Origin of the sequence: Roseivirga sp. E12 (assembly GCF_017592825.1) — a bacterium.
In the GTDB taxonomy this organism is placed as follows: domain Bacteria; phylum Bacteroidota; class Bacteroidia; order Cytophagales; family Cyclobacteriaceae; genus Roseivirga.
This window is the reverse complement of the sequence record NZ_JAGFMD010000007.1, coordinates 174,824-200,313: the sequence shown is the minus strand read 5'-3', so window position 1 is coordinate 200,313 and position 25,490 is coordinate 174,824. Positions and strand designations below refer to the sequence as shown.

Here is a 25,490-nt window from a genome sequence, read left to right as displayed (position 1 = left end):
GCGCCTATTTCATGGCTTTTAGCCTCAAGCTATTCAACACCACACTTAGTGATGAAAAAGCCATTGCCGCACCTGCAATCATAGGGTTCAGCATGAACCCATTAACCGGAATTAAGACTCCAGCGGCTACGGGAATAGCCACTATATTGTAAATAAATGCCCAAAAGAGGTTTTGATTCATGGTGCGTACGGTCTGCACAGAAATTCGAATTAAATCAGCGATTTTGGCCAGATCTCCGGACATCAAAGTAACATCGGCACTCTCTATAGCAATGTCAGTTCCTGTACTCATGGCAATACTCAAGTCAGCTTTGGCCAAAGCCGGAGCATCATTGATTCCATCACCAGCAAAACCTACCACATTGCCTTTTTGTGATGCCTCTACTATAGAAGCTTTATCGGCAGGCATCAGACCCGCTTGGTATGCATCAATGCCAACCGCATAGGCAATGCTGGCAACGGCCGACTCGTGATCGCCAGAGAGAATTTCAACCTCTAGTCCTTTTTTCTGAAGGCTTGATATGACTACTCTCGAATCACCTTTTAGGGTGTCCTTAAGTCCAAAAACAGCTTTCAACTGGCCATCCTTCCAAAACAAAACAATGGAATGCCCTGCTTCTTGATATGATTTGATCAGTTGTGATTGGTTGTCTGATAACAACTGTCTTCTCGATTTATCGAGGCCAGTTACTTCAAAATGATGTCCGTCTATCTCTGTACTTAGTCCCACACCCGGTAAAGTATCCACCTTTGCTATCTGAAATGGAAATAATCGGTAATTCTGATTTAGGTCATCAACAATGGCCTGCGCAATCGGATGGTTAGAGCTAGATTCCATTCCGTTCAGAATGCTCATCAACTCAAGTGTTTCATCTTCCGGAAAGAAACGTTCGGATGATACCACTTCCAGTTTACCCTTCGAAATCGTTCCTGTCTTATCCAAAAAAAGCTTTTTGATCTGCTTGGCCATTTCGAGAGCAATGGCATTCTTGATCAGAATACCCTTCGATGCTGCCTTGCCAATACCCACCATCAATGCGGTCGGAGTCGCTAAGCCTAACGCACAGGGACATGCTATAATGAGAACATTAAAAGTGTTAACAAAGGCAAGAGTTAGTGATGAATCAGGCATAACAAAGTACCACACACAAAATGTGATTACAGCCAAAAGCAAAACGATCGGCACAAAGACACTAGCAATTTTGTCAGCAAGCTTTTGAGCGGGTGCCTTTGAGCCCATGGCTTCACTCACCATTTTAATAATCTGACCAAGAACAGTTTCAGCTCCCAACTTTTCGGCCTTCACGGTAAGTATACCTGTTTGGTTGAGTGTGCCTGCCTTTACGAATTCACCCTCAGTTTTATCAACAGGAACCGACTCGCCAGTAAGCATACTTTCATCGATCGTGGAATTCCCTTCGATCACCAAACCATCCACGGGGATTCTTTCTCCGGCTTTAATCAAGAGTAAATCTCCATACTCAACCTCCTCAATTCTAATGGTCGTTTGAGAGTCTCCAACAAGCTTAATGACCGTTTTTACATTCAGGCTGTAGAGTTTTTCAATGGCAGAAGATGTCTTGCTTTTCGCTCGTTCTTCCAAGTACTTACCCAGAAGAATAAAGCTGATAATAACCGCTGCTGATTCATAGTAGACATGCGCTGCTTGACCTTGATCCGTAAGCCAATGAGGAAAAAAAGTTACGATTAAACTGAATACAAATGCCGATCCAGTACCCGTGGCGATGAGTGTGTCCATATTTACACTCAACCTTCCCAGTTGATGGAAAGCGCTTCTGTAAAACCGAAAACCTGACCAAAAAAGAACCGGAAGGGTAAGTATTAAAAGCACTAAGTTCTTATAGGCAAAAGGGCCTATGAACATAGAAAGGACCACAATGATGGCCGTTACTGGCAGCGCTAAGGTGAGTTGGTTCCTCAGCTGTTTTAGCTCAGTTCCCTTGCTTTGATCATCATTTCCTTCTAAAAGAAGGTCATAACCAGATTTTTTTACCGCCTTTTTTAATTGAGACAGTTTGACCTGATCGGAAAGCGAAATTAGAACCGTATTAGTGGCGTAATTGACCTCGGCCGAAGCCACACCCGACTGCTTGTTCAGGGTTTTTTCAATGCTAGTGGCACAAGCAGCACAAGTCATTCCCTTAACGGGCAATGTATATGTCTGCCGCTGTTCACTCATCTAAATGTCATCGTCTATTGAATTCCTCCTTAGCTTCATCTAAAAACTGGACGAAACCTTCCACGCTAGGGTCATAAGCTTTCGGGGTTACTAAAGGTTGCTCGTTGTTGTCTAACAATACGTAATAAGGCTGTGCATTGCCATTAAACTTCACAATCTGGAAGTCAAAATTCTGCTTTCCGATTGTCTTCTTCACTTTACCATCGAAGGTCGATGTATACCACTCCGACTCTGGCAGCTCAGTTTTATCATCCACATAAATGGCTACCACCACAAAGTCTTCATTCAGTCTTTTCAAGACACCAGGATCAGACCAGACGTATTGTTCCATTTTGCGACAATTCACACAGCCATGGCCAGTAAAATCAATAAACAAAGGCTTATTTACCTTTTGGGCGAAAGCAAGTGCCTGATCATAGTCGAAAAAGCCTTTCAGTCCATGTGGAAGCTCAAGGAAATCGGCATGCCTCACTTCACCATCAAATCCTTCTGGGGTAACATCGTGTTTTTCTTCTGGTTCCACTAGGCCCAATGCTTGCTGAAAAGAAAAGTCTGTTGTCTTCTCTGGCGGCAAATAGCCCGCCAAAGCAGTGAGGGGGGCATTGCCAAATCCTTGGAAAAGGTAGACTGCAAAAGCAATACTACTGATCGCCACCACAAGTGCGATCGGTTTGATTCTTTGTCCTTTACTATCATGCGGAAATCTGATAACTCCAAATAAGTAGAGGGCCAACAGAATGGCTAGAATGAACCAGATGGCAATGTAAACTTCCCTGTCTAACAGTCCCCAGTGATAAGCTTGGTCGGCTACACTTAGGAATTTAAAACCTAGTGCAATTTCAATAAACCCGAGCACGACTTTTACCGAGTTTAACCACCCTCCAGACTTCGGCAAGTCCTTCAACATGCCCGGAAAGAAAGCGAAAACAGTAAATGGAATAGCAAAGGCTGATGAGAATCCCAACATGCCAACAACCGGTTTAATCACCTCCCCCTGAAATGACTGAATCAGAACAGTACCGACAATTGGACCCGTGCAGGAGAAAGAAACCAAGACAAGGGTAAAGGCCATAAAGAACACGCCCAAAAACCCGCCTTTTTCAGCCTTCTTATCCATTTTATTGATAAAGCCAGTAGGCAAATTGATCTCGAAGTATCCGAAAAATGATATCGCAAAAATCACGAATACGAGAAAGAATATGATGTTTGCTACAGCTCCTGTCGCCAAATCGTTGGCCAAGCCAACACCAAAAAAGCTAGTGAAGATAAGCCCGATCAATATGTAAATCGCGATGATGGAAATGCCATAGCTGAGGGCTTTAATTTTCGCCTGTGATCTTGATTGAGAGTTATTTGTAAAGAAAGCCACCGTCATAGGTATCATCGGAAACACACAGGGCGTCAACAGTGCTGCTAATCCAAAAAGGAATGCAGCGATAAAGAAACCCCACAAAGAAGCTCCACCTTCTGCCTCGAGAAGTTTGCTGTAGTCACCAGAAGATGCTACATCCTCTCCACTGACCTTGGCCAGGTTAAATTGTAAATCCGCTGTGCCTAATACACACAATAAGGTAATATCTGAACAGGTCTGATAGGATACTTCACCCCTGATATCCAGGTTCGACTGAAGAACTTTTATCTTCTGTCTAAACTCTGCATAGCCCTTGAAATAGGTAACGTCCATTTCAAAGGTCTCGTCATATTTCTTCTTAGGGTTAATGGGTATTAAACTTCCAACTACTTCGAAGGTAGGGCTGGGTTCAAAGAACACCTCTGCAGGAATAGGGCCTCCTTCTTCATTGTCGCTGGAGTACAGGTACCAGTCAGCATCGATTTTGGCTTTCAAAATTAGCTCTATCTCATCGCCAGTATTTACCTCATTTTGAGATGTCTCAAAAGTCCATTTCGCATGATTCTGAATTCCAGAATTACCGGGTCTCGGCCTTTGATTGCCTCCCCCTTCAACAACCTTGATAAAGTTGAAATCAACATCCTGGAAACCTGGAATACAAAGGCCTGTTAAATCTGTACATGTTTGAAAGGATAGTTCTCCCTGTAAATTAAGGTCCTTTTTCAAGACCCTAATCCGTTGTCTGAACTCACCGATTCCTTCGAAATATGTGACGTCAGCTTCCCAAATTTTGTCGTACTTCTTCTTCGCATCGACTGGAACCAAATCACCTATTAACTCAAACGAAAGACTATCTTCAAATACAATTTCAGTAGGCATTGGCCCCACGTCTTCTCCAATGTCACTCGAGTAGAGGTACCAGTCATCAATGATTCTGGCTTTGAAGATTAAATCAATTTCATCACCAACTCTCACCTCTTTTTTAGAAGCATCAAAAGTCCACTCGGTGGTTTTCCTCAATTGTGCTGCAGCATTGAAGCTGACAAAGAGAATGGCTAATAGGATGAATGACTTTTTCATAAGCTTTTTACAGAACGAATTCAATGATGTTTTGATTCAATACATCTCATCGAATTTCACCCTACTTCATTTCTGCATAATTCTGAAAGAATAACGGAATTGTCTCAATCCCTTTGTAATAATTGAAAAGGCCATAGTGCTCGTTTGGCGAATGAATTGCATCTGAATCCAGACCGAAGCCCATAAGTACTGTTTTCGAATCTAAAATTTGCTCAAAAAGTGCAACGATCGGTATACTACCACCTCCTCTATATGGAACTGGCTCTTTACCGAAAGTGGTCTCCATGGCCTTGGCAGCTGCCAAGTAAGCTGGTGAGTCTGTAGGCGTCACTGCAGGCTGACCTCCATGGTGAGGGGTCACCTTAATACTTACTGATTTCGGAGCGATACTTTTAAAGTGCTCTTCAAACAGCTTGGTTATTTTATCTGGATCCTGATTGGGTACCAATCGCATCGATATTTTCGCATAGGCCTTTGATGGAATCACCGTTTTGGCACCTTCACCCGTGTAGCCTCCCCAGATACCGTTAACATCCAATGTCGGTCGAATGGCGGTGCGCTCCATGGAATTGTACCCTGTCTCTCCTTCAATATCACTTAGCCCTATAGAACTCTTGAACTCTTCTAAGTTAAAAGGTGCACGAGCCAGTGCAGCTCTTTCTACTGCGGTTAATTCAACTACGTCATTGTAGAATCCCAGTATCTGGATCCGTTGATTTTCGTCTTTTAAAGAGGCTATCATTTCTGAAAGGATGTTGATCGGGTTAGGTACCGCACCACCATAAAGGCCTGAGTGCAAATCTCTATTTGGACCCGTTACCTCTACTTCTACATAGCTCAGTCCTCTAAGACCAACTGTAATAGAAGGCACATCATTCGCAATAATTCCTGTATCAGAAACCAGAACGATGTCTGCCTCTAGTTTTTCTTTATTGTCTCTCAAGAAATCTTCGAGGTTGTCAGAACCAACTTCTTCTTCTCCTTCAATAATGAATTTGACATTACATTCTAGCGTATTTGTTTCCATCATGGCTTCAAAAGCTTTAATGTGCATATACATCTGACCTTTGTCGTCACAAGCCCCTCGGGCGAAAATGGCGCCATCAGGGTGTAGCTCCGTTTCTTTAATAACTGGTTCGAATGGCGGGGAATCCCATAGTTCATAAGGGTCGGCAGGCTGGACATCGTAGTGACCATAAACCAAGACAGTGGGTGCCGATGGGTTTACCATCTTTTCGCCATAAACGATAGGATGACCGCCAGTTTCACAAATTTCAACTTGCTCAGCACCAGCCGAGACAAGTTTATCTTTAATAAAACTCGCAGCCTTGCGAACGTCATCTTTGAACTTACTATCAGCACTTACTGAGGGAATCCTCAACAAGTCAAGAAGTTCATTTAGAAATCGATCTTTATTATTAGTGATGTAGTCGTTAATGAGGCTCATTCATTTCTATTTGCAGCAATTTAATTCAAATAGCGCAAAATGAAGGGCTGCTCATCAGAAAGTATCCTTACTTCAGTAATTCCTTGAGCTGTTTTTTGAGGGTGCGCTTCAAATTACTTGAATAACCCGTTTGTGAAAAGACCACGACACCATCTTTATCAAGGACAAAATGGGTTGGGTAGGCATAGACATCGTAGTCGTGGGCAATCGTTCTGCCCTCTGGGATAATGCGATAATCAAACTTTTCATTCGCCAGAAATGTGTCGATCGATGAAAGTCTATCCAAACCAATCGCCAGAAAGACGATATCTTCCTTTTCGTACTCCTTGACCAACTCATTCAAGTCAGGCATTTCCATAATACATGGCTTGCAGCCAATAAACCAGAAGTTCAAAACCACCAGTTTTCCTCGGAAGGCACTTAGCTCAACTTTATTTCCGGCAAGGTCTGTTGCTTGAAAATCGGGAGCCACTTTATTTAGCAGTGGGTCTTCTCCATTTCTGCGGTTATATCGCTTTCTTTTCTCTTCAACCAATTCTGGCGACTCTTTCTCAAAGACGATCGCTTTCAACTTCCACTTGCCTTCATTCACACCAAAGAAACTTATCTTCAATTCAGGATTGAACATATATTCTTGGAGTTCCCTAGGCTTGATGGATGTACCATCATAAAGAAAGGCAGGAGCCGTTAATCTAATTGAGCCACCAAAAGCCGCTGCTGGTACACGTTTGAGATCCTTATCCAAAAAGTCATACTCCTGAGCATTTGCCAACAGCGTAGTACAGAATATTAGTAGTGTAAGAATGAATCTGTTCATGGGTACTTGACTAGAAACCATCTCCTTCGATGGTGGTCTTCTTTTTGAGGGATTGGTTAGAATCAGAGGCCATAACTAGACGGTAAGGCTCATCGACTCCATAATAGAGTTTCTTGAAGTCTATAGCCCATCTGGTAATCTCTTCTATTGTGGTCATGTAAGTTTTAAATGACCCAATTTTGGTTTTGCCGTTGTTGCTATTCAGCACCGTTGCATTATACAACTCATTTGAAGAGAATGAACCGAAGCTAAAACCATCATAGTTGAAGTGATACCAAGTACCATCTGTCATCTCTAAAAGCACCGTAATGATATCGCCTTCAGGGGTTTTTCGGATTTCTATAAAGCCATCCAACTCCATATTGAGATCAATGTTTGATACATTGGATACACCGATCTTTCCAACGCTATAGAAAGCTTTGCTCTGCTTCGACCATTTCAAATGGACATTGGAAATCACCAGGTCCTTGATCAATTCCCCAGTTTCAGTGGCTGCAGCCAAAGGAATCGGGACGGTCTCGTAGCTTCTATCCCAAGCAATGGTCGCATCATTACCGATAAACTCAGCCACACGATAGATCATATCTGACCGATCTTGATGTGCTCTAGCCACACCCAATTGCTCGCCCATTTCTTTCAGGTTTTGGCCCATGGCTGCGAGCCCTTCTACTGGCAAACCAAATGAGAATGTCATAGTGGCGTCAAGCTCATAGTTGGCAGAATCAAGATTTCCCCTACCCTTACCAGCAGCCTGAATATTACTATTGCGTTCTCCTGAAAGAAAATTCAGTTTGCCTTCAAAACTGACATCTTGAGTGTATTCATTGTAAGAGAACATACTGCCCGCCAAATAGACGTCAGGACTAAGAGATTTTTGAGAGTTTTCAATTCGATAAGCCTCCTCATCAGCATCATAAAACAAGTTACCTCCTCGGGGCACAAAGAAATCATCATCTCCCGGATCGCGCTTCTCTGTGATAAAAGACATGTAAGGCTCTTGCTTAGCATCAAAATGAATCCCCGCATTGAGCGGTAATCCATCGCTAGTCAGTGCCTGATCGAAGGGAATGATTACTTCTTCTATATCATCATTGGAAGCGTACTCGATCCAGATATTACGTTCCTTGATCTTTTCTAATTCCAGCTTAACTGCTCCCTTAAGTTCAAGTGCTTTTTTATAAGCATACATGGTAACCTCGCCCTGGTAGATAAATCCCGGAGAAATCCGGATGTTACTAGCCGGGCTCACAACACCGCTTGACATAGTATGAGGGCCATTGACTTCATCTTTTTCTACAAAGCGGAACTGATCAAATTCAATAGCAAAAGTGTCTTTCACGGTAACTAACTCGTAAGTGCCTCGGCCTCGAAAACTGGTTCTAGAAAGAATCTCTATCTCCGCATTAAAGAGTCTATGATAAGCATTGGCAGTATCGATGAGGATCACAGCATTTTTCAGCGTCTCAATCCTTGAGTTTTCCAAAATGGTCAATTCACTGCCCTCAGGAGTAATCTTGGCATCCGCCACCTTGATGAAGGGTATTCCTTTCACATTGAGTTCCTTTTTGGCGATGTCATAAAAGCCATCGGTTCCACTAAATGCCAATGAGTCTAAACGCTTGTTAGTGGAGTAAAAGAATGACTGCTCTATAGGTACATTCTCTGGCTTGCTCATGGTGACCATATTTCCTTTTACATCCCAAACAGCCGAAGGTATGGACGTCTTGAATTGAGCAAACGGGAATTCTAGGGCTGCAGCTCCTTCTATCTCAGGACCAATGTTGGCAAGTTCGTTGGCTACATCAAAGTCTACCCGAGCATCAGTAGTCGTAAGGATAGGTTTTCTAGAGTTAGGTGCTTTCAGTGTTAAGCTTGAATGCGAAGCTATAAATGATTGATTCTGGAAAGCCATTGAATCACTGATTAGTACGGCACCATCAATATCCATTTCACCCGCACCATAAAGGCCAGCCTTCCGCAAAGTCATCTCACCCTTTAACTGGGCTTTTTTATTGAAAATCTGGAATGGTTTGTTGATATCCAGGTTTGTTAAAACCATGCTATCTCTTTTGGCCAGCCAGTTCATACTATAAGCCTCGACTTCCATCGATGGATAAGAAACAGTATCTACAAAACCCTCTTGCAGCACCGCCTTTATCCCTTTGGGTGCCACCAAAGAATCAAGAAAAAGGGTTGACAATTCGACATCAAAACTACCCGTTAAGTAATCCATTTGACCGGGTGAGGTAATCCCTTGCTTATCTAGTTTCACCTCTCCAAAGAGTCGACCTCCAGTCTTATAAAGGTTGTAGCCGCTATCGGGTATGGCATGAACAAAACCAAAACTCTTGTCTGGCATAAGTCTTAGGCCCTCTTCAAAATCAGGAAGTATGTTCCCGGTTGCAAATATTCCTTTAAACTCATATTTCGAAGGGTCTTCATCAGCTACACTGTCGATTTCGAAAGGTGGGATATCAAAATACACTGTACTGTCATAAGCTCCTTTCAATACATCATCCCCACCAAAATATACATTGGCACTTTCGAATGAGGTGAAAATCGGATACTCCGGTAATGACCTCAGTCCCGTTTTATTATCCGGCTCATTGATTTGAATTTTTCCTGATGTACTTACCAGTTGGTTACTCAATGCTTCTCGCTTACCATTAGCCACTTCAATCTGTAATCTGATGAAGTCGATTTTTTCCATGTCAACATAGAAGCTATCGTACTTGAATTTGAAGCCTGAACCATTGAATTGGAAGTTACCCGCATCTAAAGCACCATTGAACTCTATATCCCTATTCTTCAAAATCTTTATTTGCCCATCACTTGGAGCAATCACCACATCGAGCGAATCGCTAACTAGGAACCTTTGAACTCCTCGCACTGTCAGTACTGAATCTTCAAAATTTAATGTAGCGTTGGGAGCATTACCAATAATGGATGGGATAAGAATATCGTCATAGTATGGATTTTTGCTTCCAGACTCTTCATAGTGATACCCTTTTTCTAAAATCTCGACCAGACCACTCGTTCTGTCATATTTGACCATACCCCGTGCCATCAACAGTTCCATAGTCTTCTTCACCAGACCTTCATCTAGGTTTTTATCTCTGGCCATTTGACTGGTATAGAATGAGCCGCCATAGGTTTTGGCCATATTCACCGCCATGATAAGTGGGTGAAAACTGAATATCTGGGCCATATCCTGAAATTTCTGATTGCTGTAGAAATCCTTGGATTCTATCATCAGCGGAACATCGGCTCGAGCAGAATTAATGGTAAGGTCTAAAGAGTCCGCATTCAAGTCCCAGGTGAGCATATCTCCTGAAATATCCACGTTGTAAAATGACGACCGGAACGGGGTGGTTTTATAGCCTGGCACACTGGTCTCAACTTCCATCTGATCAACTTTGTAATCATATGTAAATTCTATAGCTGGGTGAAAGATTGAGTCCCCTTGGTGGTAGATTGTCAGTTCGGCATCTTCGGAGGTCAAAATAGAATCTTCTATATCAAACACGAAGTCTTTACTTCTAGACCTAAATCGCATCTTGCCATCAAGCGTCCCAGTCACCGTAGAGGTTTCCTCGTAAGCCGATCGAGAATAGAAGTTCGTTCCCTCATAGGTGATCCCTCCAGTAAAAGTCAACTTCTCGGAACCTAGCCCTTTAATCGGGGTATCCGCATTGTATGAGGTAAACCGTGGGTAAGTTCCTCGTTCGGTTCGCGAAGGACGGATATTCAACTTCAACTCTCCTGATACTGGCTGATCAATTTTTTCCGGTTGACTAAAAAGTACATTTTCAAATTTGAACTCACGCTGATTAACGCCAAACTCGTAGTTACTCAATCTCGATTTCATTTGATCAGCAGGTATTCCGAGACTGGACCAATCCACGATACCATCTTGCCCTCTGAACAGTTTCTGATCGAAGAGCAAATAGCCTTCCGTCTGGCTAATCTTGAAAGTATCTTGGCTACTGGCAAAAACCAGGTCTCCCTTCTGAAGATGAATCACGGCACCCATTTCAGGGTACATTGACGGTATTTCTTCCTCCATCTTATCTGTAGGCTCTGGTTCAGGTTCTTTGTAATCACCACGGGCTCTAGCCTTAAGTTCCTCTACAGAAATAGACTTTGCAGGGGTGTAGACTATCATCTCTTCCCTTTCAATATCCTCTCCATTAAATAAGATTTCGAAGGACCCATTGGTCATTGTTATGGACTGATAGCGATCTTTATAAATCGCGTTTTCTAGCATGAAAGTGTGTAGGGTCTTTATATAAGCCTGTAGATTTATCCGGTCATAATTTTCTGTAGCCTTACGCATGGCATAAGTCAGCTTTTTCATCTTGTCATCATCGAAACTGTGCTTCTCTTTCGCTAGCTGAAGTATCTCCAGATACTCTCGTAAATCATAGCGCAGACGAATATTGAGTCCATCGAGGTTCGTGAGACTCATCAGCAAATCTCTCTTCATCTCTAGTGAAAAGCCATTGCCTTGATAGTTCTGAATAAAGAAACCGTATTGAGGAGGGAAACTTGACGGATCGTCTGTTTCTACAATTTGTTTTACATCTGGGGAGACAGGAATAGAATCAAGAGGATTATCCTGTGCACGTAAAATTGTGCACAAAAAAACCAGTGAAAGGATTGATATGATTACTCTTTGACCCTTGATCATAAAGTATTGTTGTCTGTCTTGACCTATTAAAAGAACGAAGAAATCGTCAGAATAGTGAAAACTTATGATACTTTCTGAAGGACCATTCCCACCCAGTTTTTTCGGGTAGTATGCTTTACCTCTTTCAGGTTATGACCTGCAGTTACCGCCAATATCTGATCTAAATCCTTTTCGTAGAATCCGCTTAAGAATAGATACCCGCCAGCCACGAGCAAGGTTTCATAGGTTGGTATTTCTTCCAATAGGACATTGGTGTTGATATTGGCCAATACAATGTCATATTCATCCTTGATGTCCAAATCTCTGATCACCCCCTTTTTAACAAAGTCAGGTGTCACCGCATTCAATTCAAAGTTTTCAAGAGAGTTTTCAATACACCAGTCATCAATATCTGTAGCCGCAACTGAAGCTGCTCCCAACTTAGACGCCATGATGGCTAAAATTCCTGTGCCTGAGCCAACATCTAAGACTTTCTTGTCTTTATGATCAACTTCCGACTGCAATGCCAATAGTTGATGAGTAGTTTCATGATGGCCCGTTCCGAAAGACATTTTCGGCACAATGACAATCTCATATGGGTACTCAGGTTTGGCCTCGTGAAAAGTCGCCCTCACATAGATTTTTTCATCGACCAAAATGGGATCATAGTTCTTCTCCCATTCCTCATTCCAATTCACTTTTGGGATCTTCTTGAGCTCATACCATATCCTGGTCTGCTTTCGATAATCATTGAAAAGCGTTTGTAAAGCAGGATGGCTAAACTTTTCTTCAGAAATGTAGGCCTCAAAGCCCACCTCGGTTTCAACAAAGGAATCAAATTCCAGATAGCCCATTTCGGCCATTAGAATATCTCTGAACGGAGGATCGCAATGAACATTGATCTCAATAAAATCCATTAGTAGGATTTTGCGATATCTATAAAGTCTCGGGCTTTTAGAGAAGCGCCTCCGATTAGACCACCGTCTACATCCGGTTGGGCTAACAATTCTTGAGCATTCGCTGGCTTCATGCTACCGCCATAAAGAATTGAGATCTCATCGGCCACTTCCTGACCAAACTGCCCTGCCAAGGAGTTTCTAATGCTTAAGTGCATTTCTTGTGCCTGATCAGAACTTGCGGTTACACCTGTACCAATCGCCCAAATAGGCTCATAAGCGATCACAACTTTCTTCATATCTTCTGCGGAAAGATCAAAAAGACTTTCCTTCAGCTGGTTATTCACGAAACCCACATGTTCGTTCGCCTCGCGCGTTTCCAAAGATTCACCACAGCAGAAGATTGGTGTAAGGCCTTTCGCTATCGCCAGTTTTACACGATCAGCAAGTTGCTGATTAGTTTCAAAATGATACTCTCTCCGCTCACTATGCCCAATAATCACAAATGAAGCACCTGCCGATATTATCATCTCAGCTGATAAATCGCCAGTATATGCGCCTGATTCATGCTCACTCATATTCTGAGCTCCTACAGTGACATTCGTAGCATCCTTAGCTATGCCTGAGACGGCTGATAGATGAATGTCTGGCGTGCACATAATCATGGTCACTTCAGAAGAAACTTCATCGGAAGCCATATTGGTGACCTCAGAAGCTAGCGCCAAGCCATCTTCCAAAGACTTATTCATTTTCCAGTTACCTGCGATTATCTTTTTTCTCATGTCATTTTGTGTTGGGGCTCAAATATACTTGAGTTGAAAAGATAAGCCTTAGAACAAAAGGGAAAATTCAATATTCAATACGTGAGTTTGGATTACTATGACAGAATCTTTTTCACAATTGAGAAATACTTAAATGGAGGATAACGGAAAGGAACATCAATCCATGTGGGAGACTTCATGATAGCCCGAGCATTGGAAAAGGCTTCAAAACTATGCTTGCCATGATACCTGCCCATTCCACTGGACCCAACTCCACCAAAAGGAAGGGCATGGTTAGAAATATGAATTAGGGTATCATTAATACAGACACCTCCTGAAGTGTTTTCTTCCAGAAGTCTTTTGGCTTTGGTGCTTTTACCGAAGTAATAATAAGCCAGTGGTTTCTCTTTACCGTTGACAAACTTGATGGCCTCTTCAATGTTCTCATAGGTGATCAGAGGTAAGATCGGTCCGAAGATTTCCTCATCCATAATTGATCCACCTAGGTCTACATCATCCATTAGTGTCGGAGCAATGTACTTGTCCTCTCTATTGATTTGTCCTCCATGGACTACCCTGCCCTGACTTAGATAATTCGTTACGCGATCAAATGCTTGCTCAGTAACCATTCGGGGTAAAAATTCACTCTTTTGAGGATCATCTCCGTAAAAAGTTTTCCAATAACCTATGATTTTGGCTTGTAGTTCTTCTTTTATATTTGTGTGAACAAGTAAGTAATCAGGAGCAATGCAAGTTTGCCCAAGATTGACAGTTTTTCCCCAAGCGATTTTTCTCGCTGTTGTTTCCAAATCGGCACTTTCATCTATAATACAAGGACTTTTACCTCCTAACTCCAGAACAGTCGGAGTCAGTCTCTCAGCAGCGGCCTTAGCGACAACTTTTCCAAGCATAGTACTCCCCGTAAAAAATATCATGTCGAATTTTTCCGCGAATAGGGCTTGATTGGTTGGTTTACCTCCATGAACCATACTTACATGATCAGGTTCAAAGACATCCTGAATGATCTCATCCATCACGGCATTTATGTGAGGCGAGAATTCAGATGGTTTGAGCATGGCACAGTTTCCAGCTGATATAGCACCAATAAGTGGTGTCATTATCAGTTGAAAAGGGTAATTCCATGGCGCTACTATCAGAACCGTACCCCTAGGTTCGTACTTCAAATGACTAGATGATGGCAACAGATAAATGGGCGTATGTACTCTTTTAGTCTTCGACCACCGACCAACATTTTTTATATGCAGGTCGATTTCTTTGATGACAAGACCGATTTCAGTGATGAAGGCCTCTTCGGGTGACTTGCCCAAATCCGTATGGAGAGCTGACGTAATCTTCTCTTGATTCGCTAAAATTGTAGCTCGTAACTTCTTTAAAGAACTTCTTCTGCCATCAACAGATCTGGTAGTTCCCTTTTTGAAAAACGCATTTTGCGCAGTTAATCTGTTTCTGATAATATCACTACTTGTCTCTGTCATTAATCACTCTCATGGTACGAGTGTTTTTAAGGTACAAAAACTTAAGATGTATCAAAATGGCATAGCCTAGACTCAGACTATGCCATCAATTTGAAACGGACACTTAAATTTAGACTTATGGGGGGTTTCCGTCCTAGGGCTTTTCAAAAAGCCTACTTCACAAAAACCTTTCCTTTCATAACAACATGGAGGCTACAGAAATAATCCGTATTCTCTTCAATAGCCATTTTATAAATTGCTTCATTTTTCATAACTCCTGATGACCATTCCCTACCCACTTCTTCGGTAACATCATGATCTAAAAGGTCTTTATTAATCCATTTTACCGTATCTCCTTTACGAACAGTTAATTCATTCGGAAGAAATTTCAAGCCCTTAATTACAATGACATGAGTTTCAGGGCTATGCGAAGACCCGCAAGCATTAGTTCCTAGTATGCCGAATAATACAATAAATGAGCCCAGGAAAACTGACCTTAGTTTCACTTTTGTGCTAATCACTTGGATACTTTTGCTTGCACAGATTTGGCATGAGCTAAGTGCGTTTTAAAAATTGGCACTGCAGTTTTTAACAAATCCCTCAATTCCTTGTTCTCCGTTTCGGGTATAAGCAAGTCCTCTACAGCCGCTATAACTGCCTCATGATAAGCCACCTCATTATCTATATAGAAACTATCAAAATCCTTACCTCTCTTAGAGTTCAGACTCTTCTCGATTTTTTCGGCCTGTTCAAGTAGTGATTTACTAACTGAGTTTTCCTTAGGAGTTACTCCCAGTTTTTTCGCTAGATCGCCAGCCAAACCCAGCACAGAATTATGATCGCTAAGCATGGTCTCGGCAAACTTCTTCACTTCTTGATTTCTCGCCTTTTTCTTAGCGATTTCTGCATAACTAATGTCAATCTGATTCGCTACTACTGCCACCATTGCTACTTCAGCATCTGATAGCTTAGTCTGAGTCATTGCTATGTTGGCACCTAACACAATCCCAACTAGGGTCAATACCCCTCTCTTCATTTGATTTTTTACGGTTTTCATTTTTTTTACTTAATGGTGAGTCTTTTAAAACTGTTTTTTCAAATGTAAAGAATTTAAAAACATTAAACCAAGTATTTACTTTGTTTAATAAACAATCAATTTTTCTTCTTACTTTTATTTCGTCTCAAAAACCTTGAAATCCACTAGATTAATGAGTGTTGATCGTAACAAGAATTTATTTGGCCAATCTCGCTGGCACATTATTTCTCTCCTAAGAAAAAAATCCATGGGTGTCAAGGAACTCTCCTCAGAGTTGGGAATGACTCCAAATGGTATTAGACCCCACCTAGCATCATTGGAAAGAGATAATTTGGTGCGTCAAGTTGGTGTCAAGCTCAGTGGAGGCCAACCAGCACACATTTTTGAATTGACCGGAGAAGCCGAACTCTTCTTTCCAAAAGCGTATGGTGTATTGCTTTCTCACATGCTCACGGAAATAAGGTCTTCTCTAGACGATTCAGACTTTCATAAGCTTCTGACTTCCACAGCCCTTAGGTTAGCAAGAAATTGGCCAAAGGCCACCGGTAACAAAGTCAATCAAATACAGACTGGTGTTGATGTGTTAAATGAATTGGGAGGATTAGCGGAAATCTCTGAAGAAGACAATAAATATTTCATTCAGGGGTATAGTTGTCCCCTGTCTGAAGCGACCAAAACTCATCCTGAAATTTGTTTCTTGGCACAAATGCTATTAGAAGACTTAACGGATTTGAAGTTCGAACGATGCTGTACTTATGGGGAAAAGCCTAAGTGCCGTTTTCAGGCACTCTAACTCACAGAATCGTCACCGGTGTTTTCGCAATCCAAGGGAGTTGGAAATTTTTACCAACTTTAATGTATCATTTGACTTTTAAACTTCATCTGACATGAAAAAGAGCGCCTATTTATTTCTAGCTGTCCTATTTGTTGCCTGTTCTAGCGGTGGCGATGATTCTACAACTCCTGATCCAGACCCAATAGTCATTTCAGGTACCTTGTCTGGAATCCAAAGCGTTGCAACGGTGGATATTGGTTCTACTACCATCAATACTTCTCAAAGTGGTAGCTATACTTTAGAAGTTGACAACGGTTCCTATACAGTGATCCCTTCTAAGAATGGCTTCTCTTTTAACCCGGTAGGTAGTACGGTGAATGTCAATGGCTCAGCACAGAATAACATTGATTTTGCGGGCACGGCTACACAAACCACAACTGCATTTTCCAACAGTTGGGATTTATTCAACCCTACATCCATAGCTATTTCAGAAAACTCTGATACAAGACTCAACCTCACCATGGCACAAAATGCTCTGTGGTTTGAGGGCAATCGGGGAGGACTCGCTTATCAAAATGTGACAGGCAATTTCACTTTCACCGCTACCGTCTCCGTTCGAAAGACCAGTGACGCCAATGCCGCTGTTGATTGCAATATTTGTTTGGGAGGCCTTATGGCCCGAAGTGCTGACAATAGGTCGGGAGAAGACTATGTCCATATTGTTTCAGGCAATACGCCACAGGGATTGGGATACGAGACAAAAAACACCAATAATAGCTCTTCTCCTTTCGAACCCATCTCAGATGGCATTACAGACCATGAGCTTAGAATCTGTCGTGATGGATCTACCTTCCGACTCTATCAAAGAGCTATAGGTGCTAATGCATGGAACCTTGCTGCCACTTATGACCGACCTGATCTTCCTCCGACATTGCAAGTAGGTTTTAATATATATACCGCTGAGTCAGGAAGTCTGGCAGATTTACGCGTGATATATGAAAACATAAGTCTGGATACCTTTCCAGGAACAACAGGTTGTCAGTAGAAAGCGGGAGCTTCTTGATCAGAAGCTCCTACTATCCAATTTACTCAGACCTTAAAGATTTGATTGGGTTACTCAGGGCTGCCTTCATACTCTGATGGCTCACTGTAAGAATCGATATCAGTACTGCTACGGCTGCTGCCATCGCGAAGACCAGCCAACCTATCTCTATTCTATATGAAAAATCTTGCAACCATCTGTCCATGGCAAACCATGCGAGTGGCAGCGAAATGATGATCCCGATGACCACCAACTTTAGAAAGTCCGAAGAAAGCCTTAGGGTAATTTGAGTAACCGTTGCCCCTAATACTTTTCGAATACCTATTTCCTTTGCTCGTCTCTCAGCATTGAAGGCAGCTAAACCAAAGAGTCCGAGGCAAGCTATAAAAATGGAGAGCGTGGTAAATGTGATAAAGATACTGCCCAATCGTTGTTCGGCTTTATAGACCTCATTGAAAGAATCGTCCATGAAGTAGTAATCAAAAGGTTGTCCAGGTGCTAATTCACCCCATAGGGCATCGATTTGATCTATGGTCTCAGAGAAATCGGAGGCATTTAATTTGATCATCATGAGATTAGCTTCTCTCCTGCCGATGATCAAACTCAGGGCATCAATATTATTTCTCATTGTTTCAAAATGAAAGTTCTTCACCACTCCGATCACGGTATAAAACTTCATTTTAGCCTCGTCTGGATTTCTGAAATCATCTGTGATCCTCATTCCTAAAACCTCTTCGGGAGTCTTCCCAAGCATTTTGATTGCCGACTCATTGAGTATTACTCCTAAGGAGTCAGTTGTTAAATCCCTATCGAAATTCCGACCAGATACAAGGTTAATATTGAGTGTTGGTACATAATCAAAATCAACATGCCACTGATCGATAATAATAGCAGAACTAGCTTGGAAAACTTCCCCCTCTGGGAAATAGGTAACCCCACTACGGTCCGAAGGCGTAGGCAGATAACTACTTAATGAAGTGTGCTCCACTTTGGCCAGCCGATCGATCTCTTGCTTAAAGGTCTCAATCTGTTCGCCAACAGCACTAACGTCATTGAGCACTAGGATCTGATCTTTCTGGAACCCAAGGTCCTTTCCTTGGATAAAGTTCAGCTGTCTAAACACCACCAAAGTACTGGCAATGAGAAAAACCGATACTGCAAACTGAATGATGACCAATAGACTACGTGTTTTTGCTCCACCTACGGTTTGTTCGCCACCTCTTAGCCCTTTCAAAGGAGAAAACTTGGACATCAAAAAAGCCGGGTAACTTCCAGAAAAAAGACCTAGAAGCAATGAAGCACCCAATACAATCAACCAAAACGAGGGCCGATCAAATGGTAAAGTCATTGACTTTCCTGCGAGCACATTGAAGTAAGGCATTGCTAGTGACGCCAAACCAATAGCTAAAACCAAAGAGAGAAAAGTGACCAGAATTCCTTCTGTCAAGAATTGCCCAATTATAGCAGACCGTACTGAACCCAGTGTTTTTCTTATACCCACTTCCTTAGACCTTTTTAAAGACCTGGCAGTAGAAAGGTTCATGAAATTTACACTCGCTAAGAGCACCAGAAAAATTCCTATGAACGACAATATATATACATCCTGTATGTCACCATTGAGATTGAAGTCTCCTGAAAGGTTTGGCGAATACAAGTGAATATCTGTCAGTGGAATAGCATCAAATACCATGTAATTTCCTGAAGCCTCCTGTTCTTTAACACTTTCCATGGTAAGCCCTGGAAATGACTTCATAGCCCAAGGCAACAGGTACCTGTCTTTGACAGAGGCGAGATAATCTTGAAGGTCTGGTACACTAGCCCCGTCTTTCAGCTTGATGAAAGTTGGGAAATTCCAGTTATTCCATGCCGGACTATCATGATCTGCAAAACTCGTTATCGAAAGAAAGAGGCTATAATCTTTAAGAAAAGAATTGTCAGGCAGATCTTCAATTATGCCCGTTACCAGAAATACTTCGTCATTGTCGAGCAACATTTGCTGTCCGAGAGCATCGTTCAGACCAAAGTGTTTCTCTGCTGCAGATCGGGTCATTACCAGTGATTTTGCTTCACTTAAGGCTGAATTCTTGTCTCCTAAGATCAAGTCAAAACCAAACATGCTGAAGAAGGCCGGGTCTGCTCCAACCACATTGTCTTCTTTCACATTTTGATCTGCTTCCAACTGCCTGATAAGTCTACTTCCAGTATGCTTAAAACGGGTTAAATTTTCCAAATGAGGATAATCCCTTCTCATTATCTCAGCTAAGGGACCAGAGACGGCAGCATATTTATTAGCCTCACCCGCAATCTTATTATCAATGTTAACCCTGTAAATCCGATCAGCATCAGCGAACATTTTGTCATAAGTGAGCTCGTCATAGAGAAAGAGTGAAATGAGTAATGCACCCGTCATACCGATGGCAAGGCCGAAGGTATTTAGTGCAGTAAAAAAGGGTTGTCTTTTGAGGTTTCTCCAAGAAACCTTGAGATAGTTTTTGAACATGGCTGTTGTATTTGAGTTGTTGATTTTTTGAAATGATTTGATAAACGCTGGCCTGAAATATTTGAGAACACTCCAGGTAAATGACCTTTTTGCCTTTGCAGGAGACCATTCATACCTTTTTTCAAAGAGCTCGACTAAATCGCCTTCTATCTCCTCTATGAAATCCTCTCTGCAAAACCATCGCAGAAACTTAAGTGAGCGCTTTGGTGGCTGAATTTTCATTGACCAAATGAAATGTTGGGTATCTGCTTATAAATACTTGTTCGCAATTCGTATTGCCGATCCAATACCTTCTTGCCAAGCGCTGTTATGGCATAGTATTTCTTTCTTCGCCCTCCCCTTTCGTTGGTGATTCCTCCATAACTCGATTCGACAAAGCCTTTGGCCTCGATTCGTTTCAAAGCCATATGTACAGCGCTGATGTTTACTTTTTTATTGAGCTTTTCCTCAAGGTTCTCCAGGATCAGAACACCATAAGCTTGCCGATTATGAGCTGCTACCATAAGCAAGATGAGCTCTTCAAATTCCCCCAGTGAGTGATCAGACATAAGTGATTTATTTACTTAACGAAAGTAAAAGTAATAATTATTTTCACTTTTGTTGAGTAAATGAAAAAAAATTGATAAAATCTGCCTGAACAGGACCTATTTCTTCTGAATGGAGGCCTTTTGGATAGCTAAGTTGTTTGGGTAAGAGGCAATTCGGCCATCTTCTAATTCAATTTCGATATAGAACATTTTGATATCGAGTATTAATCCCTCAATCGAGTTATCTCCGTCTTGAATTTTGATATGAGAGCCTATTCTGTACGGAAAAAAAAAGAACAAGATGACTGAAGCTGTTAGATTGCTCAATATTGACCAATGTGCAAATAGAGCCACACCAACCACAGTGAAAATACTGGCGAAATAGAACGATAGTCCCGAAAGGGAAATCTCCCAAGTAAATCCTAGTAGCGCACCAAAGACGATACTGTTGCCTAAGCCGGTAATCTTCGAGATGTAAAGCATTCTGGATTTATCAAAGTCATGTTTTGTACCATGCTTTTTGACAAGGCTCTTAATTACCTTTCTACTTATCAAATAAAGAATAACAATGCCCAAAGAAATAAGCATACTCAATACATGGGTACTAAACCATAATTCAATACTCTCCAAGATCTTCTCGTATTCCATATGGGCAAGTTAACAATTGTTGAGCTTTGTGATATTAACTATTGCTCATTCTTAGATGATTTCGGGCTATTCTTTAAGAATATTCTCGACCTTCCTCGCTCCTCAGGTGGTCAGTTATTTCAAGCATGATGACATTAGAGAAAAGGGAGGCCCCTGACCTGTTCAGGGGCTATTCCCATCGATTGATTGTATGAAAAAGTGTCCTTAAATAATTGCCGACACGAAGCATTTCTCTTTTAAACAGCTATTAAAAATTAGTGATTTTAAATACCCAAGCATCCTTACTCTTCAATTGACTGAATTTGATGTCATCAGTATTGATTTTCATTTTTCCATTCGCATAGCTCCAATCCAGTTCCCCTTCATAGCCTAAAAGGTTCACTTTTGCCGCTCTATTGGGTTGGTCAATATTCAAGACAAGCTCATCATCAGGCCACTCCATGGTGATAGCATACACATTTTCATTATTCAGGGTATAGGCAATATGCTGTTGCATAGAACTGTAAATAGCATTTAAGCCATGAACCTCTCCTTCGGCAGTGGTGTAAAGTCTAGAAGAGCGGACGATTTGCTTTTCCAGACTGGCACTCGACCAAAATAATCGGGCACTGGCGTTTTGTTTTCCCTCGAAATACTCCACCCTGATCTGATATCGCTCGCCTGCTTTTAATTCTATGGAGTTGGTGACTGAAGAGGTCGTATTGCTTCCCATGACAAAACCATTAGCACCTTCGGGTGCATTCTTCCAACTATTAATGATTAGTTGGTCATTAATCCAAACGCGAATGCCATCGTCAGCCTGAACTTCAAATTGATAAGTTTCTGAGAATTCCGGGGCAATGAACCCTGTCCATATTGCCGTGAAATCGTCTTCTTTGATGGGATTTCCAGGGCCATTACGAACCCAGTTAAAATCGATGTTTGGGTCTACTCGCGATAAGTTTACGCGCTTCTCTTCACCAGTTTTCTTCCAAACTGTAGAGCCATATATGGCTTCATCATTTATCTGGATCCAATTTCCCAGTTGTACAAGTCTATCTTGTTGAAGCAATGGTATTTGGCCGTCAGCTGTAGGTCCTACATTAATAGTTACACCACCGCCATTGGCCACGGCTTTTATAAAGAAGTGGATCAATTCTTCGCTCGTCATGTATGCATCGAGCTTCTCAAACCGATTGAGTCCAAAGGAGCGCCCAAGTCCCCTTACCTCGGCCCAAGGTCTATCTGTTGCTTTTATTCCTGCACTGTATTCCGGTGTCAGAAATCCCATTCCTTGGCTACCAGCACCCCAGCGATCGTTGACCACAGCATTGTCACCCATGAGATTGAAATACCATGATATCAGTTCGGCCGAATGCCATTCTTTGGCCGTGTTATTCCACTCACCATCGGCAAAAATCAAGTCTGGTTTGTAAGTTGAAATCAGTTCTTTGAATTGCGGAATCATGTGTTTTTCCACATACGGACCAATATTTCTATCTGGGTCGGTATCCCACCTGTGCAGTGGGTTATTCCATTCAGGCAATGAATAGTAGAGCCCCATATGCAAGCCAGCTTTTTTTACTGATGTTGTTAATTCTCCTACCAAATCGCGCTTGGGTCCCACCTCCATGCTGTTCCATTTTGGAGCGTACTTACTCGACCAGAGTGCATATCCATCGTGATGCTTTGATACCATTACCACATATTTCGCGCCTGCGCGTTTGAACAGGTCGGCCCACTCATCAGGGTAAAAGAGCCGAGCTTTAAATAAAGGGGCAAAATCTCTGTAGGTGAATTCTTCTCCGTAGTGGGTACGCATATAAGATGTTCTGAGAGAATCACCGAGCATAAGTCCTCTCAAGTACCATTCACCATAGTCTTCTTTGTTGCTATATGCGGGCACTGAATAAACACCCCAATGAATAAAAACACCGAGCTTGGCGTCCTTGAACCATTGTGGATAGGGTCTTGATTTTAAGTCGTCCCAATCTGCTGCATATTGCTTCTGAGCGCTTAGCGAAAAGCTAAACAACATTGCTAAAACAATGCTTACAAGTGTCGTAAACAACCCTCTCTTCATTGCCATTCTATTGTTTAAAAAGTACTTCAGAAGGAACTTCATTCTTCGGGATATTTGGGCCTTTCCAGCTAACAATTAAACCATCTCCTCCGCTTTTTTCAAAGAAAGTTACACGGATCTTATGATAACCTTTGGACAGTGCCGTTAATCCATTTTCTTCCACCATTCCGTGTAAACCGTCATTATCAACCACCAACTGATCGTTTATAAAAAGTTGGCTTCCGTCATCCGAAGAGGTATAAAAGCGGTATGCCCCATTCTCAGGAATATTTATATATCCATTATATTCAAAACCAAAATGCTCGTCTTCAATTCTTGGACTGAAATCAAAGTCTGGTAAGGTTCCCTGTTTCTTAGTCTTTAGGGTTTTAAAATTGGGTAATTGATTCCAATCACCTTCATAGTACCTGTAAGCAAGGCCTTGTTTAAGGTTCCTTGGACTACTACTCTTTTGCATTTCAACTTTAGTGAGTTGCTGACCTGAGACACCACTGAGTGCTAAGCTATTTTCAAAAAGCCTTGCATTTATAGTGACACTCCTGTCTATTGAAAGCTTTTCTGAATAGGCTGGTGATTCCAAGGTCGGAAGGCTTCCATCAAGTGTATATCTGATGGTCAAGTCCTTGTCATGTCTAAGTTCAACTGATATTTCATCCACAAAATGCTCTTCTTCAAATATAATCTGAGGTGGTAATACTACTTCTGGTGTTCCCTCAATGTCTACAAAAACTACTGCATTAATTGGGTCGGGAGATGTTTCTGGAACAGTAATTACCAAGGCATCATTATCTCTTTCGATCTCAAGCATGGTTGAAGGGCTCGATAGAAGTCCAGCCCTGAGGCCATTATTTCTAATGCCGCTTAGTCTAAGTTTACCATCCGTTGGCCAATCAAACACATGCAAATAAAGCCGAGTGCCACTTGGCAATGCTTTCTGCGTTACTCTACCCCATGACAGATGTTCAAATGGACTTGCACTTGTACCATAAATTGACCCACTATTTACTTTCATCCAGCTGCCTATGGCCTTGAGCCGATCTATGCTTTCTTGCGGGAATGTACCATCGGCTTTTGGTCCAATGTTGAGTAAAAAGTTACCTCCTTTAGAGGCTATATCTGATAGTTTTTGAATTAGATCTTTCGCAGACTTCCAATTATCATCATTCTTGTTATACCCCCAATGATCGTTCATGGTCATACAGCTTTCCCAATCGATTCCTGGTAGTCCCATGTCTGGAATTTCTTGTTCTGGTGTACCAAAATCTCCTTTAAAATCTCCTTCAGCCGTTAGCCCTTGCATGCCCTGACGTCCTTTATCAACCCTATTATTTATGATAATATCTGACTGAAAGCTTCTTACATAATCGTATAACTCTACACCATCTTCATGTGTCCAAGTGTCTTCCCATTCTCCATCGAACCAAAGGACCCCTATGTCTCCATATTCAGTTAAAAGTTCCTTCAGTTGGCTTTTCATATAGTCTACAAAACGAGGGAATTCCGCACCTTCCGCAGATCTCTCTTTTTCCCAATTTCTTCTTGGTAAATAATCTGGATGATGCCAGTCCATTATAGAATGATAAAAGCACAGTTTGATATCCGCTTTTCTGCAGGCTTCTGCCAACTCTTTCAGAATATCTCGTTGAAATGGGGTTGACATGACGTCATAGTCCGACACTTTGGAGTCATAGAGCGCAAAGCCATCATGATGTTTACTGGTAATGGTGATGTACTTCATGCCGGCCTCCTTAGCCATGCTTACCCAGGCATCAGCATCAAATTTTACTGGGTTAAATTCTGGTAAGAACTCATCATAAGTATCTAGAGGGATTTCAGCAGTCGTTCTTATCCATTCTGCGTGGTTTGTTTGTCCATTCCACTCTCCGGCAGGAATGGCATATAGGCCCCAATGAATAAACATCCCAAATCTGGCTTCGCGCCACCATTCCATTCGAGCGTCCTCACTCTGAACGGTGCTTTCTATTTGATCTTGAACGCTACAGGACATTAGGGTGCCCAAAAGCATCACTACTAGGAAGTAGGCTGTCGACCTTTTCAAACGCATTTATTTAAGGTTTAATCTTCCTCTAAGGTATCGCAGATTCACTCTTATTTCTATCAGTTCGTTCACCTAGTCCAACACTATAATTGCAGTTAATTGAATTTGGAAGAGAATGAATGCAAATAACGTGTCTTAATTGTGA

General features: G+C 41.9%; 17 protein-coding genes. 2 read left to right on the top strand and 15 right to left on the bottom strand.

Annotated elements, in window-relative coordinates; all coding sequences use genetic code 11:
- Positions 1–4: 4 nt before the first annotated feature.
- From J4E76_RS15820 to J4E76_RS15775, 10 genes are all read right to left on the bottom strand, one after another.
- Positions 5–2,200 (bottom strand): cation-translocating P-type ATPase, encoded by a 2,196-nt coding sequence (locus tag J4E76_RS15820; RefSeq protein WP_208505759.1) that lies wholly within the window; start codon positions 2,198–2,200, stop codon positions 5–7.
- Between the two features lie 7 nt (positions 2,201–2,207).
- Positions 2,208–4,631: a thioredoxin family protein gene (locus tag J4E76_RS15815; RefSeq protein WP_208505758.1), complete on the bottom strand. Its 2,424-nt coding sequence runs from the start codon at positions 4,629–4,631 to the stop codon at positions 2,208–2,210.
- A 61-nt stretch (positions 4,632–4,692) separates the two neighbouring features.
- Positions 4,693–6,069, bottom strand: coding sequence for a dipeptidase (locus tag J4E76_RS15810; RefSeq protein WP_208505820.1), 1,377 nt, complete (start codon positions 6,067–6,069; stop codon positions 4,693–4,695).
- A 76-nt stretch (positions 6,070–6,145) separates the two neighbouring features.
- On the bottom strand, positions 6,146–6,895 hold the full coding sequence (locus J4E76_RS15805) for a peroxiredoxin (RefSeq protein ID WP_208505757.1): 750 nt from the start codon (positions 6,893–6,895) through the stop codon (positions 6,146–6,148).
- 10 nt (positions 6,896–6,905) lie between these two features.
- Positions 6,906–11,585, bottom strand: coding sequence for a hypothetical protein (locus J4E76_RS15800; RefSeq protein ID WP_208505756.1), 4,680 nt, complete (start codon positions 11,583–11,585; stop codon positions 6,906–6,908).
- A gap of 62 nt (positions 11,586–11,647) precedes the next feature.
- The gene (gene prmA / locus J4E76_RS15795; RefSeq protein WP_208505755.1) at positions 11,648–12,481 is read right to left on the bottom strand and encodes a 50S ribosomal protein L11 methyltransferase; all 834 of its coding nucleotides are present in this window, start codon (positions 12,479–12,481) and stop codon (positions 11,648–11,650) included.
- Positions 12,481–13,242: a triose-phosphate isomerase gene (tpiA, locus tag J4E76_RS15790; RefSeq protein ID WP_208505754.1), complete on the bottom strand. Its 762-nt coding sequence runs from the start codon at positions 13,240–13,242 to the stop codon at positions 12,481–12,483. The genes prmA and tpiA overlap by 1 nt, the downstream gene beginning before the upstream one ends.
- Before the next feature lie 95 nt (positions 13,243–13,337).
- On the bottom strand, positions 13,338–14,717 hold the full coding sequence (locus tag J4E76_RS15785) for an aldehyde dehydrogenase family protein (protein ID WP_208505753.1): 1,380 nt from the start codon (positions 14,715–14,717) through the stop codon (positions 13,338–13,340).
- Between the two features lie 152 nt (positions 14,718–14,869).
- Positions 14,870–15,217, bottom strand: a complete 348-nt coding sequence (locus J4E76_RS21215) for a plastocyanin/azurin family copper-binding protein (RefSeq protein ID WP_208505752.1) — start codon at positions 15,215–15,217, stop codon at positions 14,870–14,872.
- Complete coding sequence (locus tag J4E76_RS15775) at positions 15,214–15,753, bottom strand: DUF4142 domain-containing protein (protein WP_236017501.1); 540 nt, start codon at positions 15,751–15,753, stop codon at positions 15,214–15,216. Before J4E76_RS15775 ends, J4E76_RS21215 begins: the two co-directional genes overlap by 4 nt.
- 151 nt (positions 15,754–15,904) lie before the next feature.
- On the opposite strand from J4E76_RS15775, the gene J4E76_RS15770 reads away from it, so the two are divergent.
- Together J4E76_RS15770 and J4E76_RS15765 are read left to right on the top strand one after the other, a co-directional pair.
- Entirely contained in the window at positions 15,905–16,525 is a 621-nt protein-coding gene (locus J4E76_RS15770; protein WP_255552103.1) for a metalloregulator ArsR/SmtB family transcription factor, read from the top strand.
- Between the two features lie 94 nt (positions 16,526–16,619).
- Positions 16,620–17,552 (top strand): hypothetical protein, encoded by a 933-nt coding sequence (locus tag J4E76_RS15765; protein ID WP_208505750.1) that lies wholly within the window; start codon positions 16,620–16,622, stop codon positions 17,550–17,552.
- Between the two features lie 40 nt (positions 17,553–17,592).
- On the opposite strand, the gene J4E76_RS15760 is transcribed toward J4E76_RS15765, so the two are convergent.
- The 5 genes from J4E76_RS15760 to J4E76_RS15740 all read right to left on the bottom strand — a co-directional run bounded on the left by J4E76_RS15760 (position 17,593) and on the right by J4E76_RS15740 (position 25,345).
- Positions 17,593–20,271 carry an ABC transporter permease gene (locus tag J4E76_RS15760; RefSeq protein ID WP_236017500.1) on the bottom strand — a complete coding sequence of 893 codons (2,679 nt, stop codon included), beginning with the start codon at positions 20,269–20,271 and terminating at the stop codon, positions 17,593–17,595.
- Positions 20,268–20,597: a PadR family transcriptional regulator gene (locus tag J4E76_RS15755; RefSeq protein ID WP_208505749.1), complete on the bottom strand. Its 330-nt coding sequence runs from the start codon at positions 20,595–20,597 to the stop codon at positions 20,268–20,270. The genes J4E76_RS15760 and J4E76_RS15755 overlap by 4 nt, the downstream gene beginning before the upstream one ends.
- Before the next feature lie 96 nt (positions 20,598–20,693).
- A complete protein-coding gene (locus J4E76_RS15750; RefSeq protein ID WP_208505748.1) occupies positions 20,694–21,224 on the bottom strand; it encodes a mechanosensitive ion channel domain-containing protein in 531 nt (176 codons plus the stop codon).
- A 247-nt stretch (positions 21,225–21,471) separates the two neighbouring features.
- Positions 21,472–23,292, bottom strand: coding sequence for an alpha-L-fucosidase (locus J4E76_RS15745; protein WP_208505747.1), 1,821 nt, complete (start codon positions 23,290–23,292; stop codon positions 21,472–21,474).
- A gap of 1 nt (position 23,293) precedes the next feature.
- On the bottom strand, positions 23,294–25,345 hold the full coding sequence (locus J4E76_RS15740) for an alpha-L-fucosidase (RefSeq protein ID WP_208505746.1): 2,052 nt from the start codon (positions 25,343–25,345) through the stop codon (positions 23,294–23,296).
- Between the last annotated feature and the right edge of the window lie 145 nt (positions 25,346–25,490).